14 protein-coding genes and 1 pseudogene are annotated in these 19556 nt (G+C 63.4%); 4 read left to right on the top strand and 11 right to left on the bottom strand.

The window, feature by feature from the left end; genetic code table 11:
- Positions 1-58: 58 nt before the first annotated feature.
- Together WS62_RS14910 and WS62_RS14915 are read right to left on the bottom strand one after the other, a co-directional pair.
- Positions 59-448 (bottom strand): DUF2946 domain-containing protein, encoded by a 390-nt coding sequence (locus tag WS62_RS14910; RefSeq protein ID WP_066571932.1) that lies wholly within the window; start codon positions 446-448, stop codon positions 59-61.
- Positions 449-602: 154 nt separating this feature from the next.
- Positions 603-1139: a cytochrome b gene (locus WS62_RS14915; RefSeq protein ID WP_066571937.1), complete on the bottom strand. Its 537-nt coding sequence runs from the start codon at positions 1137-1139 to the stop codon at positions 603-605.
- Positions 1140-1400: 261 nt separating this feature from the next.
- Between WS62_RS14915 and WS62_RS14920 the strand changes: the two genes are divergently transcribed.
- The gene (locus tag WS62_RS14920; RefSeq protein WP_066571940.1) at positions 1401-2036 is read left to right on the top strand and encodes a Pr6Pr family membrane protein; all 636 of its coding nucleotides are present in this window, start codon (positions 1401-1403) and stop codon (positions 2034-2036) included.
- Positions 2037-2128: 92 nt separating this feature from the next.
- Here WS62_RS14920 and WS62_RS14925 read toward each other — a convergent pair whose 3' ends face one another.
- The 4 genes from WS62_RS14925 to gndA all read right to left on the bottom strand — a co-directional run bounded on the left by WS62_RS14925 (position 2129) and on the right by gndA (position 5689).
- Positions 2129-2878, bottom strand: a complete 750-nt coding sequence (locus tag WS62_RS14925; RefSeq protein WP_331460075.1) for a peptidoglycan DD-metalloendopeptidase family protein — start codon at positions 2876-2878, stop codon at positions 2129-2131.
- 169 nt (positions 2879-3047) lie between these two features.
- Positions 3048-3410, bottom strand: a complete 363-nt coding sequence (locus WS62_RS14930) for a cupin domain-containing protein (RefSeq protein ID WP_197422840.1) — start codon at positions 3408-3410, stop codon at positions 3048-3050.
- Positions 3411-3741: 331 nt separating this feature from the next.
- Positions 3742-4074: a DUF4148 domain-containing protein gene (locus WS62_RS14935; protein ID WP_066571949.1), complete on the bottom strand. Its 333-nt coding sequence runs from the start codon at positions 4072-4074 to the stop codon at positions 3742-3744.
- Positions 4075-4273: 199 nt separating this feature from the next.
- On the bottom strand, positions 4274-5689 hold the full coding sequence (gene gndA, locus WS62_RS14940; RefSeq protein WP_066571952.1) for an NADP-dependent phosphogluconate dehydrogenase: 1416 nt from the start codon (positions 5687-5689) through the stop codon (positions 4274-4276).
- Here gndA and WS62_RS33770 point away from each other — a divergent pair.
- Positions 5678-5815 (top strand): annotated as a pseudogene (locus WS62_RS33770) (6-phosphogluconate dehydrogenase); the annotation flags it as partial. The gene gndA and the pseudogene WS62_RS33770 sit on opposite strands and share 12 nt — an antisense overlap.
- A gap of 200 nt (positions 5816-6015) precedes the next feature.
- On the opposite strand, the gene WS62_RS14945 reads toward WS62_RS33770, so the two are convergent.
- From WS62_RS14945 to WS62_RS14955, 3 genes are read right to left on the bottom strand one after another with little or no spacing between them, the layout of a single operon-like run.
- On the bottom strand, positions 6016-6630 hold the full coding sequence (locus WS62_RS14945; protein ID WP_082720980.1) for a DUF938 domain-containing protein: 615 nt from the start codon (positions 6628-6630) through the stop codon (positions 6016-6018).
- A gap of 25 nt (positions 6631-6655) precedes the next feature.
- Complete coding sequence (locus tag WS62_RS14950; RefSeq protein ID WP_066571957.1) at positions 6656-7585, bottom strand: NAD-dependent protein deacetylase; 930 nt, start codon at positions 7583-7585, stop codon at positions 6656-6658.
- Complete coding sequence (locus WS62_RS14955) at positions 7582-9006, bottom strand: purine-cytosine permease family protein (protein WP_066571959.1); 1425 nt, start codon at positions 9004-9006, stop codon at positions 7582-7584. The genes WS62_RS14950 and WS62_RS14955 overlap by 4 nt, the downstream gene beginning before the upstream one ends.
- 109 nt (positions 9007-9115) lie before the next feature.
- Between WS62_RS14955 and WS62_RS33775 the strand changes: the two genes are divergently transcribed.
- Entirely contained in the window at positions 9116-9244 is a 129-nt protein-coding gene (locus WS62_RS33775) for a Mor transcription activator family protein (protein WP_156440990.1), read from the top strand.
- Positions 9245-9506: 262 nt separating this feature from the next.
- On the opposite strand, the gene WS62_RS14960 is transcribed toward WS62_RS33775, so the two are convergent.
- Positions 9507-11282: an SWIM zinc finger family protein gene (locus tag WS62_RS14960; protein WP_066571960.1), complete on the bottom strand. Its 1776-nt coding sequence runs from the start codon at positions 11280-11282 to the stop codon at positions 9507-9509.
- Positions 11283-11761: 479 nt separating this feature from the next.
- Positions 11762-18373 carry a DUF3320 domain-containing protein gene (locus WS62_RS14965; protein WP_066571962.1) on the bottom strand — a complete coding sequence of 2204 codons (6612 nt, stop codon included), beginning with the start codon at positions 18371-18373 and terminating at the stop codon, positions 11762-11764.
- A gap of 863 nt (positions 18374-19236) precedes the next feature.
- On the opposite strand from WS62_RS14965, the gene WS62_RS36450 reads away from it, so the two are divergent.
- Positions 19237-19556 (top strand): hypothetical protein (locus WS62_RS36450; protein WP_156440991.1); only part of this gene is annotated, 320 nt, incomplete at its 3' end.

Raw genomic sequence — 19556 nt, forward strand, 5'->3', positions numbered from 1 at the left:
CGCGATCGGCAGATCGAACGGATGCGGGGACTACGTGAACGGGAATGAAGTCAGGCGTTCAGGCGTCTTTCGGCGGGGCGCGCGGATAGGCGCGGTTGTAGCGTGCGAGCGAAGGCGCGGCGGCGCGAGGCGCGACGGACGGCGCAACGGCCGCCGCGTGCACGGCGAAGGCGGCCGGCGCGGCCATGCCGATCGCCGGGCTGTGCGCGAAGAACGCACAGTAGCCGCAGGCGTCGAGATGCAGTGCGTGGTGCGCGCCGCCGTGTGCGGGACCGCCGTGCGCGGCGCCGGCTTCGGCCGGCTGAGCGGGGTGCTCGTCGCCGCAGATCACCGCGTCGGACGGCGCGGCGGGCCGCGCGTTCGCCTGCGAGACGAGCGGCGCGACGATCGCCAACCAGATCGCAAGCATGCCCAGCCAGGCAGTCAGTTTGCGGAATCGGTTGGGCATGGCGCGGGATGGCGTAAAGGGAATGTAATGCCGCCCGAATGTTACAGAATGTTGACTGGCTTGAATAGCGTGAAACGGTCGCGCCCGCGCCGCCCTCGCATGCATCGTTGCGTGCGCAACGATGCGCGGCGCGGCGCGGCGTCGCGACGCGTCGTCAGAACGTCATCCGGCGCAGCGTCGCGTCGCGCTTCACGAAGTGATGCCAGAGCGCGGCGAGCGCATGCAGGCCGATCACGTAATAGAACACGTTGCCGATCACCTCGTGCGCGTCCTTGATCCACGAGCGCAGGCCCGGATTCGGGCCGAACAGCGTGAACGACCAGTCGATCCAGGCGAGCGTCACGGGCTTGCCGGCGAAGTTCAGCGTCATGATGCCGAGGAGCGGCTGCGCGACGATGAACACGTACAGTGCGAGGTGCGCGAGCTCCGACAGCAGCGAGAGCAACGCCGGCTGCGGCAGCGCGCCCGGCGCGCGGCTCGCGAACCGCCAGACGATTCGCAGCACCGCGAACGTCAGCACGAGCGTGCCGGAGAGGTAGTGGACGTTCGACCAGAACACCCGACTATCGGTACCCTTCGGCCCGCGGACTTCGATCGAGAGATACGCGAACGCGACGAGCAGGAAGATCGCCCAATGGAAGAACACCGCGGGACGGTTGTAGCGCTCCTGGCCGGCGAGGATACGGTTCATGATCAGTCTCGATCGTATTGAAGGGAACCACGGTATCGCGTACGGCACCGCCCGCGACGTTATCGAATTGTAATGACGCGCGACGCGCCGTCCATGCAGTTCGATCAAGTTTCGGCGCGATTGCGCATCGGGCGGGCTCGGGTAGGGCCGCATGTCGGCGAAGCGGCGCGTGAACTATGCTCGATTCTAGATTCTAGAAACAAACAGTCGCGCACGATCGTGCCACGACGCCCGCATCACCGCTACACGCAAGGCCCCACCATGCAGAAAGCCGTTTTCGTCGCAGCCTACAGGCTCCTGTGCTGCGCGCTGATCCTTTCGGCGACGAGCTACAGCATCGCGCTCAGATGGCACGCGCCGACTTTCCGGCTCAGCAATTTCTTCAGCTACTTCACGCAACTGAGCAGCCTGTACGCGGCTGCCGTGCTGGCCGCCGGCTTGTGGCTCGCTACGCGCCCGCCGTCGCGACGCTATGAATCGGCGCGCGGCGCCGTCGTGCTCTACATGGCGATCGCGGGCATCGTCTATGCGCTGCTGCTCGCGGATGTGGATGCGCTGCATCATGCGACGCCGCATTATACGAACTGGGTATTGCATCGGATCATGCCGATCGCCGTGTTTCTCGATTGGCTGTTTGTCGCGCCGCGCGTGCGGATCGACTGGTCGCATCTCGCGCTCTGGCTCGCGTTTCCGCTCGCCTATCTCGGCTATACGCTCGTACGCGGCGCGCTCGTCGATTGGTATCCGTATCCGTTCGTCGATCCGCGCGCGCACGGCTATCTGATCGTCGCCGCGTACAGCGGCGCGATCGCGGCAGGCAGTATCGGATTCGCCGCGTTGATCATGCTGCTCGGCAACAGGGCCGGCGCGCCGGCGCCGCAGACGGAGCGCGCCTGACGCCGCCGCCGTGCGCCCGAGTGCGCCCCGGCGAGCCGGCGGAAGCGCCGCGCGGCGGAAGCGTACGGCGCGGCGGGCGGCGCGAAGAGATGTCAGTAGCCGTTGCGCGGCAGCAGACCCAGCGGATCGACGGCCTTGCCGTTGCGCCGCACTTCGAACTCGAACGTCGAACGGCCGCTCGCGTCAGTCGCCATCTCCGCGACCGGCTGGCCCGCGCTCACCGCATCGCCTTCGTTGACGAGCAGCTTATCGTTGTGACCGTACGCAGTGATGAGGCCGTTCTCGTGTTTCAGGATCACGAGCGGGCCGTATGCGGCAACGCCCGCGCCCGCGTAGACCACGCGGCCGGGCGCGGCCGCGCGCACCGTGCGATCGCCGCCCGTCGCGGTGATCACGATCCCGTGATTCTTGCCGGCGCCGAACGGCGTCGTGACGGTACCGCGCGCGGGCCACGCGAGCGTCTGCGCGGCCGCTTCCGGCGGCGCGGCGGAAGGCGGCGGCGCGAGCGTCGTCATGCTCGGCGGCGGCGCGACGCGCAGCACCTGGCCGGGCGTCACCATATCGGTCGGCGCCATGTGATTCCAGTTCGCGACGTCCAGCGTGCGCTGCCCGAACGCGGACGCGATGCTCGCGAGCGTATCGCCCGGATTCGCCCGGTAATAGCCGGCAAGCACGCCGGACGATGCACGCGGCGCCGGCTGCTGCGGCACGTGCGTCGGCTGCCACGAGTCGGTCCACGGCGTCAGCGTGCAACCGCCGACGAGCGCGGCACCCGCCGCGACGAGCGTCGCGCGCACCGTCCAGCCCATGCCGAGCCGTTCCACGAACAGAATGCTTCTCAAGCGTACCTCCATCATTTCACTTCACTGCGGCGGCGGCGCGCGCCGCCTTTGCTTGCGCGTCCGATCGGCCGGGCCAAGCCAAGCCGCATCTGGGCGGCCTCGCCCAGCCACACCACATCTTTTCGGGCCAACGCCGCACGAGCCTCGGCCGGACCGTTCCTATCGGACCTCAAACGCTGCCTTCGGTTTCGACGAGAAGAATCCGAGCCTCGCCGAGCGGACACGCGACATGTTCCGTCCCCGCCGACGCGAAGAAGATGTCGCCCGCCTCGAGAACGGTCGCATGCTCGCCGCCGGCATCGCGATAGCGCATCTCGACCCGGCCGTCGAGGACGACAAACACTTCCTCGCCGTCGTTCACGTGCCACTTGTACGGCTGATCCGTCCAATGCAGGCGGGTCGTGATGCCGCGCATGTTGGCGATGTCGATGGCGCCCCACGCGCGCGATGCGGTGAAGCGCCTGCTGCGGACGATCTTCATGGGCATTCCCGTGGCGTTGCGGCGGCCGGCGCGGCGATCGCGCGGCCCCATGCCGGACGGATAGTAACTCGCCCGACATGGCCGATGTAAATTGCCCGGGACTCGGCCGGCTGGCCAAACCTGCTCGACATGCGCCCTCGCCCGCTTCCGGCGGGCAGCGCAGCGGCGAAATGCGACCATTCGACGGGCATTGCGGATTCGCCGTGCGCCGGGCGACGGCTACGGTCAGCCCGCGAGCCGCCGCGCTTTTCGGCGCCCCAAAAGACTCAGCCCGCGCGCTCCATCGAATGGAACGCGCGGGCTGAGTGGACTGCTGCTACGCGCCGGCCTGGATTCGCCGCGCCCGCGTTCGAATGCGGCGCGCGACGGAAGGCCGTGCCGCTCAACGACCCTTGTAGACCGGTGCGCCGTCGGCGATGCGCTTGAACTTGTTCGGCGTGCCGGATTCGGCGGCGGCCGCCGGTTGCGCACCGTAGCCGCTCGTGTCGGCCTGTGCGGCGACGTTCTGCTGGCCGTGAATCCGGGCTTCGGCCGCCTGGATTTCCTCGGGGTAGTTCACGCGGTCGGCGGCGGGGTTATAGCCCGCTTGCTCCAGTTGGATGAGCTCGGCCTTGACCTGCGCACGGGTCACCGGGCCATTCGATTGTTGAGCGAACGAAACGGCCGGGACGGCGAGAGCGGCGGCGACTGCGACAGTAGCGATAAGCGATTTCATGATCCAACCTCCGTGACTTTTTTTGCTTCGCCGCAAGCACCATGCGAGCAGCGATTGATCACAGTCTAGTCACCAAGGCACTTAGGGAAAACCATGGATCAACGAAAACACTGTTTCGCGACCGATAACAATCACCATTCCCATCTAGAAAAACCCTACTAATAGCATAGATGATTGCAACAATTACCGATCACGCGTGTCACTCGGCCCAGTTCGCGTGGAAGCTGCCCGGCTTGTCCGTACGTTCGAACGTGTGCGCGCCGAAAAAGTCGCGTTGCGCCTGCACAAGGTTCGCCGGCACGCGCGCCGCCCGGTAGCTGTCGAAGTACGCAACCGCCGACGCGAACGCCGGCACCGGCACGCCCGCCCTCACCGCGGCGACCACGACGTCGCGCAGCGCGGACTGATAGTTCGCGGCGATGCCCTGAAAGTACGGATCGAGCAGCAGATTCGCGAGCGCCGCATTTTTCGCGTACGCATCGGTGATCTTCTGCAGGAAGCGCGCGCGAATGATGCAACCCGCACGGAAAATCTTCGCGATCGTGCCGAGATCGAGGTGCCAGCCGTATTCCTTCGATGCCGTGTCGAGCTGCGCGAAGCCCTGCGCGTACGAGATTACCTTCGACAGGTACAGCGCGCGGCGCACCGACTCGACGAACGCGGCGCGATCGCCTTCGAGCGGCGCGGGCGTCGGCCCGGTCAGCACCTTGCTCGCCGCGACGCGCTGATCCTTCAGCGACGACAGCACGCGCGCGAACACCGATTCGGTGATGAGCGGCAGCGGCACCCCGAGATCGAGCGCGTTCTGGCTCGTCCACTTGCCCGTGCCTTTCTGCGCGGCGCGGTCGAGAATCACGTCGACGAGGTGCTTGCCGGTTTCGTCGTCCTTCTTGCCGAAGATCTTCGCGGTGATCTCGATCAGGTAGCTGTCGAGCTCGCCCTGGTTCCATTCGGCGTAGACCGCGCCGAGCTCGTCGTTCGTCAGGCCCGCGACCTGCTTCAGCACCGCGTAGCTCTCGGCGATCAACTGCATGTCGCCATACTCGATTCCGTTGTGGACCATCTTCACGTAATGGCCCGCGCCGTCCGGCCCCATGTAGGCGACGCACGGCTCGCCGTCGGCGGGCGCCTTCGCGGCGATCTGCTTGAGGATCGGCTCGACGAGATCGTACGCGTCGCGTTGGCCGCCCGGCATGATCGACGGGCCGCGCAGCGCGCCCTCCTCGCCGCCCGACACGCCCGTGCCGATGAAGTGCAGCCCCGCCTGCGCGAGCTCCTGGTTGCGGCGGATCGTATCGGTGAAGTGCGTGTTGCCGCCGTCGATCAGCACATCGCCCTTGTCGAGCAGCGGCTTGAGCGCCGCGATCGTCGCATCGGTCGCTTCGCCCGCCTTCACCATCAGGAGGATGCGGCGCGGCGTCTCGAGCGACGCGACGAACGCCTCGAGCGTATGAGTCGGCACGAGCTTGCGATCGGGAAATTCGGCGATCAGTTCGTCGGTCTTCTCGCGGCTGCGGTTGTAGACCGACACCGCGTAGCCACGGCTTTCGATATTCAAGGCCAGATTGCGCCCCATCACCGCGAGACCGACCACACCGATTGCTTGTTTGCCCATTGTTCAATTCTCCGGAAAAAACAGGTCGCGACCCACCGGGGTCGCGCGCATAGGCGCAAGGATAAGGGAAACCGCGTGAGTGCGCCGCGAATGGGGGACGTCCGGGGGATGTCTGGCGGCGGTTCCGGGTGGCGCGGCGGCGGTTCAAAACCGCTTCAACGCCACGCTTCGGCGGCGATTCGGCATTGGTTCGGCATTGGTTCGACGTACTTTCACGTGCGCACGCAAGCTCGGCCGGCTTGCATTGCGCGCGCGACGGTGGAGGCGCCATGGCGCTCGCTCCGCGATCACGCGATCAGTCCGCACGCGAGCGCCCTCGCACACGCTCACGCGCGCTTCCGAAACACGACGCTCAGATTGTTCGCCGGCATCTCGGCGATCTCGTCGAGCGTGAGGCCCGCCGCGCGCCCGAGCTCGGCCACCGCCTCCAGATCCCGCACGCCCCACGCCGGATCGCGGCTGCGCAGCTGCGCGTCGAACTGCGCGTTCGACTCGGCCGTGTGCGCGCCGCCGCGGCGATACGGTCCGTACAGATACAACACGCCGCCGTCGGGCAGCACACGCGCCGCGCCGTCGAAGAGCGCGCACGCGGCGGCCCACGGCGCGATGTGGATCATGTTGATGCAGACGATCGCATCGGCGGCGGCAAGCGGCCACGGCTCGACGCAGACATCCAGTGCGAGCGGCGCGCGCAGGTTCGGCAGCGCGGCATCGGCTGCCCACGCGGCGATCGACGCGCGCGCCGCCGCTTCCGTATCGGTCGGCTGCCAGACGAGATCGGGCAGCGCAGCCGCGAAGCGAACCGCATGCTGGCCGGTGCCGCTCGCGATCTCGAGCACGATGCCGCGCGCTGGCAGCACACGCTTCAGCACGTCGAGAATCGGCTCGCGATTGCGTTCGGTGGCAGGCGCCCATTGGCGCGAAGAAGAATCGATCTGCATGACGAAACGAGTCGGTATGGGTGCGTCAAACGTGAAGCGGTCCGCGCGCATCATGCGTGCCGCTCGCCGCGAGCCCGAGATGCGCGGCGAGCGCGTCGAGCGTTTGCCCGCACGACGCTTCGACCTTCAACGCCAGCAGCGGATCGGCGCGCGTGTGCCCGAGATTGATCGCGACGATCGGCTTGCGCTGGTCGTTCGCCCACACGCAGAACCGATAGCCGGAATACACCATCAGCGACGAGCCGACGACGAGCATCGCGTCGGCCTCGTCGAGCGAACGCGCGGCGGCCGCGACGCGCTCGCGCGGCACATTCTCACCGAAGAACACGACAGCGGGCTTCAGCAGGCCGCCGCATGCGGGGCACGCGGGCACGCGAAACGAGTCGAGCGCGCGCCATTCGAGATGCGCGTCGCCGTCGGCAGCGGGCTCCGCCTGCGCGTCGAGCAGCGCGGGGTTGTCCGCCTCGAGGATTTGCTGGATCGCCGCGCGCGCATGATGCGCACCGCAATCGAGACAGGTGACGCCGTCGATGCCGCCGTGCAGTTCGATGACATCCGCGCTGCCCGCACGCTGATGCAGCCCATCGACGTTCTGCGTGACGAGCCGCGCGATACGCCCCGCCGCGCCGAGCCTTGCGAGCGCGTGATGCGACGCGTTCGGCCGCGCGCGCCCGAGCACCGGCCAGCCGAGCATGCTGCGCGCCCAGTAGCGGCGGCGCGCGTGATCGGAATCGAGAAATTCGCGAAGCTGGATCGGCTGCGAGCGCATCCATGCGCCGTTGCGGTCGCGATAGCCGGGAATGCCGGAATCGGTGCTGATGCCCGCGCCCGTCAGCACGAACAGACGCGGATGGCGCTCGACGAACGCGTGCAGCGCGTCGAACGCGTGCGGATCGGCTGACGGAACGGCAACGGGGGGCGAAAGCGCCTGCGACGAAACGGCGGAATCGGTCATGACAATGAGGGCTCGTCCGGCAGGACCAGCCGCTCGGGGATGTGCGCGGCTCGCCTGCGTGCCGTCACATGATACAGAACGCCGGGCACGACGAGGCCGATAATCCACGAGATGTCGGTGCCGCCGAGCTTCGCGACGAGCGGCCCGGTGTAGAACTCGGTCGCGATGAACGGCATCTGCACGAGCACGCCGACCGCGTAGATCGACACGCCCGCGACGTTCCAGCGGCCATAGCGGCCGTCGGGATCGTAGAGCGCGGGCACGTCGTAGCGCTCCTTCGTCACGCAATAGAAGTCGACCAGATTGATCGCGCTCCACGGCGTGAAGAACGCGAGCAGGAACAGGATGAACGCGGAGAAATCCTTCAGGAACGCGTGGCGGCCGACGAGCGCGAGCCATGCGACCGCGGCGACCATCGCGAGCACGTACGCCATCCGCGCGCGCTGCGAGATCTGCGTGCGGCCCGAGAAACCGGTGACGATCGTCGCGACCGACATCACGCTGCCGTACGCGTTGAGCGTCGTGATCGTCAGCTTGCCGAACGCGATCGCGAAATAGAGCAGCGCGGCCGTCGCACCGCCCGCGCCGAGGCTCACGATGAACTGCACTTCGTGACCGGCGAACTGCTTGCCCGCGAGCGCCGCCGCGAACACGCCGAACACCATCGACGCCTGCGCGCCGAGCACCGAGCCGAGACCGATTGCCCAGAACGTGCGGCGCGCGGACGTCGCGCGCGGCAGATAGCGCGAGTAGTCGGCGACGTACGGCCCGTACGCGATCTGCCACGACGCGGACAGCGACATCGCGAGCAGGAAGCTCGACAGCGAGAAATGCCGGATCGCGAGCAGCGCGCCGATGTCGTGCCCGGACAGGAGCCGCGCGAACATATAGGCGAACGCGATCACGCCGACGACGCTCGACGCGCGGCCGAGCGCGTGGATCGTCCGGTAGCCGAACACCGCGAACACGACGACGACCGCGATGAACGCGAAGATGCCGACCGTGTCGGCGACGCCGAACAACTGCGCGAGCGCCTGCCCGGCGAGCACGGTGCCGCTCGCGGAGAAGCCGATGTACATCAGGCAGACGAGCACGAGCGGAATCACCGCGCCGTAGATGCCGAACTGCACGCGGCTCGAGATCATCTGCGGCAAGCCGAGCTGCGGCCCCTGCGCGCCGTGCAGCGCCATCACCGCACCGCCGAGCAGTTGGCCGAGCGCGAGCCCGACGAGCGACCAGAACACATCGCCGCCCAGCACGACCGCGAGCGCGCCGGTGACGATCGCCGTCACCTGCAGGTTCGCGCCGAGCCACAGCGTGAACTGGCTCGACAGCCTGCCGTGGCGTTCGTGGTCGGGGATGTAATCGATGGTGCGGCGCTCGCGCAACGGGCGGCGTTGGACGTCGGTGGCGTTCGGCATGGCGGCGGGTCCGGGAAAAGTCTGAGGTTCGGAGCGCTCACCCTAACCGCCCAAAATTGTATAGACAACTCTTTCGTGTGCTCGGGTTTCTACGGAGACGGGCGATGGATTGAAACCCCGCGCAATATTCCCCCTGGCGCGCAAGTATGGCGTGTCGATCCAGTGGATCTACAAGATCATCAAGGCAGTCGGGCGGGAGGAGACGGCTGCGCGGCAGAGGCGGTTGTTTTCGGCATAGCGGATGGCGCCGGCGGGGGCGATGGCGTCGATCTGAGACGGCGCTCGGGACGCGTGTCGGAGGCCGTTGCAATCGGCGCAATGCATTTGTTCGCCGCTTCGTGGTGTGCGGCGTTGGGGTTGGCGGTCGGCGCGGTTAACTCGCGGGTTTGAGGGGGGTTGTCTTGCGGGTTCTCACAACGGCTCGGAGATACAAAAGCGCACGTCCGCTGCCTTGGCTCCGGGCAGATATCTGCCCGACCCGACACAGCCTGAGGGTGACTTCAGGACAGTGTGGCGAGCAGCTTGATGAAGTTGCGCTTCGCGCGATATGTCGCCCGAATCTCCGCCAGTTCGCTGGTGAACTCCGCGCGCTCGCCGAGCTTTGCCCGCAACCGGCTGATGGCGCGCACGATGTCTAACGCATCATCGTATCGAGCGTTGCGTGTACCGCTTTCCGCAGCAACCGGCAGCAGGCGATGATAGAGGGCGATGGCATCGTGCGGATGGGTCTTGCCACGGACAGCCGCCATTTCACGCCAAAGTTGTGTTGCAACCGGACCGCCGTTAAACGTCTCCCATGCGATGTCGTTCTCTTTCCCCGCAAGAAAAATCCTGACCAGATCGGTTCGCGTTGACCGCTGCCAGACGGTGCGCTTCGATTTTGCGACCGACTCCTCCTCCCTGACCAGCGCCCAGAGGTGCTTGAGCGCACGCCCCCGGATTTCGTCATGCTTACCGGTAGCCGTAGCGACCTTCATCAATGCGGGGAATGCCTCGGCCGTCGGGTGCATCTCGAAACGTCGCCAGGCGAACGCATTGGCCTGGTCGAATTCGCTGCGACGCAGATACGCATCGATGCAGAAATCGAGCAAGCGCGAATCAATATTCCTGCCCGACTCGTTGAGACCACGCTCCGCCCACGCGAGTCCTTCGTCCAGGCGACCGTGATTTACGCAAAGCTCCGCCACTTGCAAGAAGCGGTACGAACTCGACAGGTTCTTCGAACGAATGCGGATGAGCGCATCGACGTCCCCGTCAAGTGCGGCCAGCGCCTCCATCGCATGGTCTAACTTCATGCGCTGCGAGTCGAACGACCGCCGAAATTCGTTGCTGGGAGCGAGCGCGGGCAGCGCTTCCCAGGCCTCGCTGACGAGTTTTCGATAGCGGCTCAAGCCGCCATCGCCCAGCGGCTCCGCATACGCCGGCAAGACGTTGTAGAAGGTGTCCCACACGCCTTCTGTCTGCAAACGGAAAAGCCGCTCCGCAAGCTTTACGGGGTCCGGTCGGGTTAATTTACATGCATCGAGGTGGACAGCCGCAAGCTCACGAATTGCCGGCATCACCTCCCCACCCGAATCGTCAATCTGCTCGAGACTCTTTTCCGCGCCGGCGATCGCCAGTTCTGACAGTTCGACCACCTGTGCGGCATGTGACCCGGAAAGCCTCTGGCGCAACATGTCGGCCAGCGACACCAGGCCATCACCGTATGCACCGGCTTCCCGCCAGTCCAGCGGTCGGGAAATACGTGCCGCCTGCCTCACGGCAGCCTTCATCCCGGGCAAATCGGATGCCCCCGCCGCACGCGCGGCGAACAGCAGCTTGTTGCGCAGCGTCAGATCGCGCGCGACGGCTTCGAGCAACAATTCCTGAAGCGCATCCTTGGCCAGCGTCGCTACGTATTCCCGAATCACTTCCTCGTAGGTCTTTCGCTTCCTGCGCGGCTGCTCCAGGGCGGCCTCGTCGGAATGGAACACCTCTTCGCCCGAATTTTCGATCCAAGAGAGAGCAACGGCGACCGCGTGCTTGCAGAAAACACCGTCGTCGCCCACCGGACAGTTGCAGTCGTAAGCGAGTTCGCCATCGTCGTCGACGGCGAGTTCAACCTGGTAACGATGCGTGCCGCGTACGCTGGCGCGAGCAGCCCCGTCGCGCACCTCCAGGCGGGAGACCGCGCCATCATGGAAATAGGCCTTGCCGCGCGCAAACGTCTTCGTGTCGGCCAGCGACTGGACTTCGGCAAGAGTGAGAACCTCGGAGAGCTTTGCGGACTGGGACATCGGGTGACTGGCGGAAGCGGATTACGCCGCGACGGGCGGCACACAGGCACGATGATACCCGGGCCAGCCATGCAGTCGCCTCACGGCACGGCGACGCGTTCCTCCAGCGGCGAGATGCGCATTGAATCGATTGCCGCCTCCAGCGCCGCTAACGGCCGTCGCGTAGACGGCCATGGCGATTCGCCTGGACGAACGCTGCTTGATGACGAACGGCCGCATAACTGCCGCTTGGCCCTTCCAGCACGCGCCAGCAGCACATGGAGTAGCTCATGGACGTGCTCAGAAGGCCAACGAGACGCCCAGAGTGGTCAGGTTAATGGGCAGGAACCGCCAAAAACGGCGAAAGCCGACTCGTAGGCCGGCTTTCTGACGCGCATCCGCATCTGCACGATGCGAACAAAATTTTCTACCCGTAATTGTCCCGGATCGTTTCGTCAGCTGGAACTGCCCATCCGCCCCAGCTTGTACAAACGGGCGCGCTAGTGAGCCTCCAGTGGAGGCCCGCCTATGACGCTCGACCAGGCTCTCTGCAGGCGAGCTTTACTCGCTGCAGAGACCTTGCGCAGACCAATTTCGCGCGCCATTGCGATAACACCCGATTCATTGTCATGGCCCGCCTGCAACATTTCTATAGCGAGCGCCCTGAGCTCATCCAGCGATATTTCGTCAACTGAACGTGCGGCGCCATCGGCGGGCCGTCTGAACTCAACGGTATCGTCCGTCTTCAAGCGGAAGAACGTTCCAACGTCCTCGTTCTCGGTTTTGTAGTGCTGCGAAGCCAGGCGAACGACCCGTTCGTGAATTCTCGCGCCGGTCCGAACCCAACCATGCACGCGTGCAATCCGGCGGGCGAGCACCTCATCTCGAACCGGCCCTTCGATACTGACAACGTGGTCAATCATTCGCAGCAGCTTTGGGTTGTACGTGGCATCGAAGAACGCGTCACTATCGACGTCGAATCCAGCAACGGCGAGATCCGCCTCAATGAATTGGCCTTCGAGTGGTTCGCGAGCGGCCGCCGATATAGTTGCGGCATTGCTCGCATACGTGGCTGGCGAAACGAACGCTTCCCCAACCTCTTCGGTAGTTGATGGGTTTTTCTGTTCGTCGGCCGTGCCCAGCGGTTTGTCTCGTGCACCCTCTGCAGCATCAGCGATTGCGGCCTTGGCGAGGTTTGCCGCTTCCTGCTCTGCCGCGCTCGCTTGTGCCCTCCGCTCGTTCAACAATCGTTCCAGCTTAAGATGGATTGCCGCAGCGGTGCCCGGTGCATCAATCCACCAGCCCGTAGACCAAATGCGCAGAATTTCCCAACCCAGACCGCGCAGCACCTGCTCACGAAGCTTGTCCCGGTCACGTGCCGTCGCGGACCGATGGTAGGTGGCTCCATCGCACTCGATACCGGCCAGATATCGCCCCGGTGCATCAGGGTCAACGACGCCCAAGTCAATACGGAACGCCGAGACGCCGACCTGCGAATGCAACCTCCATCCCTTTTCGGTAAGCGCACGGGCCACTGCTTTCTCGAAGGGGCTCTCAAAGTCGCCGACGCTACCAGCAACCGCTTCGCCCAGCGCGCGAGCGCCGCGGTCGGCGAATTCGAGGAAGTGCTTTAGGTCGCGGACACCGAAGGCTTGCGTCCTCGACAAATCCATCTGTTCCGGGCGGAAGCTACAGAAGACACGGAGTTCCTGTCGAGCACGAGTAATGGCGACGTTAAGGCGACGTTCACCGCCTTGCTGGTTCATTGGGCCGAAGTTCATCGGCATCGTGCCGTCAGTGCCCGGACCGTAGGTGATGGAGAAGTACATGATGTCCCGCTCATCACCCTGAACGCTTTCCAGGTTCTTGACGAACACCGGCTCAAGCTCCGTGTCGAGGAAATGCGACTCGATAGAGGGATCCTTGCGGCGCTCCTCGTCAAGCAAGTCCTCAATGAGTGATTGCTGTTCGGAGTTAAACGTGACCACGCCAATCGTCAGATTGCTGCCCCTGAAACCCGGAGACTTCAAGCGCGCAACAATGTCCGCGACCAAGGCCTTTGCCTCTGGCTTGTTTGTTCGCGAAGCGCCGCGTTCGTATTGCCCGCCCGGTACGAGATTGAAGCTCACCGCGCGATCATTCGTCACAGGGCTCGGGAACGTGACCAGGTCGCCGTCGTAATATCGGTGATTGGAGAATGCAATCAGGCTCTCGTGCCGGCTGCGATAGTGCCAAGACAACTTCATCATCGGCAGGTTGGCGCCAATACACTCCTCCAGGATGCTCTCAAGCTCAACTTCGACGTCCGTGTCATCGAGGTCCGTCTCTGCGCGGTCGAAGAAGCTTGTCGGCGGCAGCTGTTTCGGGTCACCGACCATAATGACCTGCCGGGCCCTGGCCATCGCACCAATCGCGTCCCAGACCGGAATCTGCGAAGCCTCGTCGAAGATGACGACATCGAAGTTCGCAGTCTCGGCGGGCAAATATTGCGCAATCGACAACGGGCTCATGAGTAGGCACGGGGTCAGGCGCATCACGGCGTTCGACGCCTGAGACATCAGTTCCCGAAGCGGGAGATGGCGCGTCTTCTTCTGCATTTCGTAGCGCAGAAGACCCCATTCGGATCCGCGCGTTACACGGTCCGGGGACGGATGGCCTGCAGACAATTGGGCACGAACCCACGCCTGCGTAAGGTCAATGAAACTCTCGTCGAGCTCGCGAAAATCCCGAATGCGCTTTTCGTGCTCGGCCGAGACGAAAGTGCGTAGCACTTCGTCCGCATCGACGGCCGCATTCAGCCACCAACGGCAATAGTCAGTCTCGAACGCCGCTTTCACCCGGCCAACGGTTACTGCGCCTTGCTCGAGCCCAGCAACTAGATGAGCGAGCCCCAATGCGAGCGCCTGCGCCCGGGTCTTGCGCCAAGCGCACCACGCATTCAGTTGATTGGAACTGGTAAGGACATCGCTCGCACGTTTCGCCACCTCGGCTGGCAGGAGCGCGCCTAATGTCGTCTTGTCGGACTCAGGAAGCCCGCTCGCTACCGCGAAACGCGAGACCGCATCCTCGAAGGCTCGTAATGCCTCGGCATACGTGCGCCCTGCGGCAGCAATGGTACCCGTCGGTTCAAGAAGCACATTGCTGTCGCCAAGCAAGAGCGCAATGGGACTCTTTATGGCCGCGAGCGCCTCTGGCGTGTTTGCCATTGAGGCAAGGGCCGCCGAAAGCGCTTCAAAGAACCGCACTGCGGGTTCAATCCCGTCGATGTTTGTTTGCAGCCCACTCCACAGCCCATCGGTCTTCGCAGAAAGGTCGTCGAACGCTTTTAGACGACCTTCCAACGAGACCAGCTCTCGCATCTTTTTGAGGTCCTCCCCGGCAGTTCCGCCCGCTTGCCCGCATTCGATAGCACCGAAGCCATCGTCGGCCCAGGCACGGTCAGCGACTGCCGCCGCCAAGGCAGCCTGGAAGATGACGTAGGCTTTTGCCACCGAGACATCCGTCTCATACCCGCGCCAGACATCGTCAGTCTGCGCGGCCAGCGAAGACAGTCTTGTGACAACCTGGTCAATCTGGCGCAACTCCCGCATGCGCTGCAAATCGTCCCGAGCGGCATCGCCGCACAGGCCACGGCTCACCGGGTCAAGGCCGATATCCTCCCACTCGGCACGAGTTCGCGCCTGCTGGAGTGCATCCTGGAAGCCCAATGATGCCCTCGCGACGTCCAAATCCGTCTTGATGCCAGACCATGCGCCGGAAGTCGGCAGCGAAAGATCGTCGAGCGCCTTGATTTCTGTGAGCAAACCATCAATCTTGACGAAGCGCTCGATATCGCCGTTAACGTCGGGCTCTCCAATGGAGAGGGCGAGCTCCTTCAATTTTTTCACCAGAGCGCGCCGCCGCAACATGCTCATTGGCCACGACGAATCATTTAGTTCACGCAGGTCTTGCTGCAGTTGCTGGACGGTCGTCGAGGAAATTCCTTCCTTGTAGGAAAGCGTCAATTGACTGATCACGTCCTGACGCTGGCGCAGCAATTCGATACCCGAAGCGAGTCGCGCACGCAGGCCCTCATTCCACGGCTGACCGAGTTGTGCCTGCAGTTCGTGATAGTGCGTGAGCTGGGCGATGCCAAGCCTGAGGTCCTCCATGACCTGGTTGCCTCGCGGAGCTGACAGTGATGCATGCAGCTCACGATGCCGCTCAACGAGCGGTACAGCCGCGCGCAAACCTTCGCCAATTCCCTTCGCGTCGGGACGCAATGCAAAGCGCCAGTCGTGACCCGATGCTGGCGGCAGGGTTGCCGCCAGCATGCGCAATCCTTCACGAATCCGTGAATCCAGCGCGAGAGCCGGAAGGCCAATCGCTGCTTCGAGCGCTCGTGTCGCTTCCTCAATTCCGTTTGCTGCCGGGCCGACAGCACGAGCAGCCTCCAGGAGCGCAGACTGCCAGAGCGGTGACCACTCAGTTTGTGCGACATGCGAAAGAGGACTGGACGTCAGTTGGCCTTCGCCAATGACTTTGGCATGGACGTCGAGCAACTCGGCCGTCTCGCGCAACTGCCGCATCGCCGCAGTATCGTGCGTCTGCGCCGATGGCCACGAAAGTCGCAGCACCGGCAGGTCCTGCCCATCGATGACCTTGCCGATGGCCTCGTACACGCACAAGCCGTTCGAGTAGCGCCTGTGCAGGCGTTCGACATAGCCGTTCAACAGCGAGCGCAGTGCCTCCAGACGTGCCGCCTCCGCGTGCCATTCATCTGGCGCCAATGCAGCTGCTGCATCCCACGAGTGGCGCAGTTGCTCCAGGACTTCCGTCTTTCGAGCCTTGCTCGAGTGCAACTCCAGACAGAAGTCGCCCAGGCCAACGTCGGCAAGGCGCCGATACACCACGTCAAGTGCGGCCATCTTCTCGGAAACAAAAAGTACCCGTTTCCGCTCGGCGAGGCACTGCGCAATGAGGTTTGAGATTGTCTGGCTCTTGCCAGTTCCGGGCGGCCCAATCAGGACGAAGTCCTTCCCCTTGCTCCCGGCGACTACCGCCGAAAGCTGCGAAGAGTCAGCAGGCAGCGGACAGAAGGTGTTCTTGACCTCGAGTTCGGCATCCAGCTTGCGAGCATTGGGAAACTCGATGGCGCTCTCGTAAGAGTCGCGTGGCGTCTCAATCAGGTGGCGCACCACCGGATTCAGCTTCAGTTGCTCAGTGCGCTCGGTCAAGTCCTTCCACATCAGGTATTTCGCGAAGGAGAATGTCGCGAGCACGACTTCTTCAACCACCTCCCAGCCCTTGATGTCCTTGATTGCAGCCGAGACGGCCTTCCAGATACCCGCAACGTCGAGGCCGGAATCATCCTTGGGCAGTTCCGTGTCGTTCACTCCGAGCTCGAGCTCGAAATCCTGACGAAGCATCTCGATGAGCGTCGGGTTAAACCGCGGCTCATCATCGTGGAGTTTCAGGCTGAAGCCGGAGCGTGCGCTGCGGCGCTCGAGCGACACCGGCACGAGAATGAGCGGCGCGCGGTACTTTCCGTCATTTTTCGCTTCTCGCGTCCACGAGAGAAAACCGAGCGCGAGGTACAAGGTGTTCGAGCCGCCTTCCTGGAGAGATGTGCGCGAGGACCGGTACAGCTCAACGAGCCGTGTGTCCATCTCCTCTTCCGATAGGCCGACGAAGACCTCCTTGCGCCTGAGAGCATCAAGGGCGTGCGCGCGGCGAATGTTCTCGCGGTCACGACTTTCATGAATCGCCTGGTTGCGAGGGTCGTTCCCATCCATGAGGTCGGGACGGGTCAGTAGCTTGATGGCATGACCTTCCGCAAGGGTATCCTCGAGTTGCCCAGGGTCCGGCGCGTCGAGTTTCAGCGATTTTTTACCGCCCTTAAAGCTGAGCAGATTGTTTCGAAGGGAGAGGTCGAGCAGCTTGCGCTGCCATCGCGACAGCCGGTCTTCCGGACGCTCAACCGCCTTCTCTACATCCGCGTCGCCCAGTTCTTCCGGCAATGCGGGGGCATCCTCCAATGCGGACTCAAGGTTCACATCCTCGACGCCGTCCGCCTTCCTCGCAATGGCTTGTTCGCTCGCGAGCGGCTTGATTCGCTGCAGACGCGCACGTCGGATATCGATGGCCAAATGGAACGCCCGCTCCTTTTCCTCCGAAATCTGCTCCTCGGCATGACTGATTGCGAAGCTGAATGGCGGGAACGGTCGCTGCGTCAACAACGTCGACTCGAACACAACGAGCTCTTTCAGCTTTATTCGCTTGCGCAACGCCGTCACGTCGTCCACGACAGAGGTTGAGAACTCCTCCTGCTTCAGCCAGACGCCGGGGAACGCGTGCCCATCCGTGAAGACGAGCAATGGATTGAGTCCAGCTTGCTCGAGGGCCGCACATGCGAGCAGCGCAAGGTCGAGACACGTTCCGAGGCCGGAATCGGCAATCTGGCTCGGACTGCGCACCTTCTGGCCGGTCTGCTCGAAGCTGGCCGGAGGCAACGCATAATCCAGGCCCATTGAGCCGATTGCACTCCAGATGGCAGATGCCAGTTCCCACGCTCGACGCGCGCCCTCCTGATAACCGTTGATGGCGCCGGATTTGCCTGCCTTGTGGAGCACATCGGCCGCTTTCTTGAGAACACGCTCGACAGCCGGTTCGTTGGGCTGTACGAAGGCCGCAACCATATCAGGAAGCGACGACAATCCGCCCCACTGATTCCGAGGCAACAGCTCAACGGTAGCTTCGAATGCGGCAACGTCAGTCGGCGTTTCCTCCGCGGTGGTCAGCTTGAACGTGATGTCGGCTTTCTCCGCTTCGGTCAGCCGACCGAGGAGCGGACCGTCGAGCGATATGTCCAGGTCATTAATGCGCGTTGTGTTACCCACACCAATGTGGTCAATGTGCCAAGTCTTCGATTTGAAGAATGACGGTTCCGAGGACACCGTCAAGCGAAGCTGCTTGATATCGTTTTTAGTGTCGTTTGCGACAGCAAGTTCGCGAACCACAGGAACCGCATTCTGGAAATCCGCTAGGTTGATTTTTGTCGCGAGCGTGGCTTGTATTTCAACAGTCCGCGGTTTTTCCGGTGTGTCAACCGACTCGATGTTGGTCTCGTCCATCTTACCCCTTCATAATATTATGAATAGCGAGTGTACCAATCGCGCGCTCCACGAAGTACAGCGAAAACAAGGTGAGCGCGCAATTGCATGCCGCCATCGACATACTGGCAAATAGAAAAGCACACTCCGTTAAAGCAAATCTCCACGCACTATTCAAATCCGAATGGTCACATGCGTTTGTCACCACGCGGTATTGCGTGGGCACCTGCTCGCCTCATGTCGAATCTGTAAGAGAGATTCCCACTACTTTGTATCCAGAGCGTTGCCAATAGCGGAGACTGGCAATCGGGCCGCGGCGCAGCCTACGGGCGACCTCTGCGTACGCCGGCTCCCGCTCACCCCATTGCCGCCCCTGCGGGGCCAAGGCGACAGAGAGGCCTCATTCCGTCGCGCTGACACAGCCGTCTATCTCGTTGCTAGATGACGACCGCCACGTTTGGTGCTTAGGTCCTCGTCGACATCAAAGCCGGGAGGCAATCGTGGCAAAGCCACGACTCGGAAAACGGTGTGCGAATCCGGTCTCTCGCAATGTGCTTTGAATTCTGTAGCGCTCGACCATGAGCGCCGCCAACCGTTGTTTAGTATGCCCGAATCCGCACCGGTCGGTTGCGATTCTTAGACACGACGATACCGCTCGCATATATCTGCATCGCCCGAAACTCACAGAGCCTCTTCAAGCGCGCCCGTATGTTCTCGGCTAACCAACGAAAGCATTCAAGCGGCGTGCAGCAGCGAAAAAGTTAACACCGGTCGGTAACGGCTGCAATAGTGGCGCGACGAAAGAATCGACTGAGTCTGTGCTTACGCTCGCGACATGACTTGAACCTGGATTACCGTCGAGCGCGTCGAAAAAATCGACATTCGTGGGCTATCGTGCGGTGGTGAATTTTGGGAGCAGCGTTGCCTGTGACAAGAGCCAAACGAAGCCGCTTGGCAGCAGAACGCTGGAGATCGCGCGCCTCGAATCGTCGTTTTCTTCCCCCGGAATTGCCCCGGAAGAGACGCAGATCGAACTATTGAGAATTACTGAATCCATGACAACCGATTTTCTGCCGGTGCGTTATACAGTCATCACGCTGAATGGAGGTTCGGTTGATGGCCAAAATGGACGAAGCTACGCGCAAGCGGGTGCGTGCTGGTCGGCTGATGTTGGCGGGCAAAACGCCGGCCGAAGCAGCCAAGG

It is taken from the genome of Burkholderia sp. ABCPW 14 (assembly GCF_001523835.1).
GTDB lineage: Bacteria > Pseudomonadota > Gammaproteobacteria > Burkholderiales > Burkholderiaceae > Burkholderia > Burkholderia mayonis.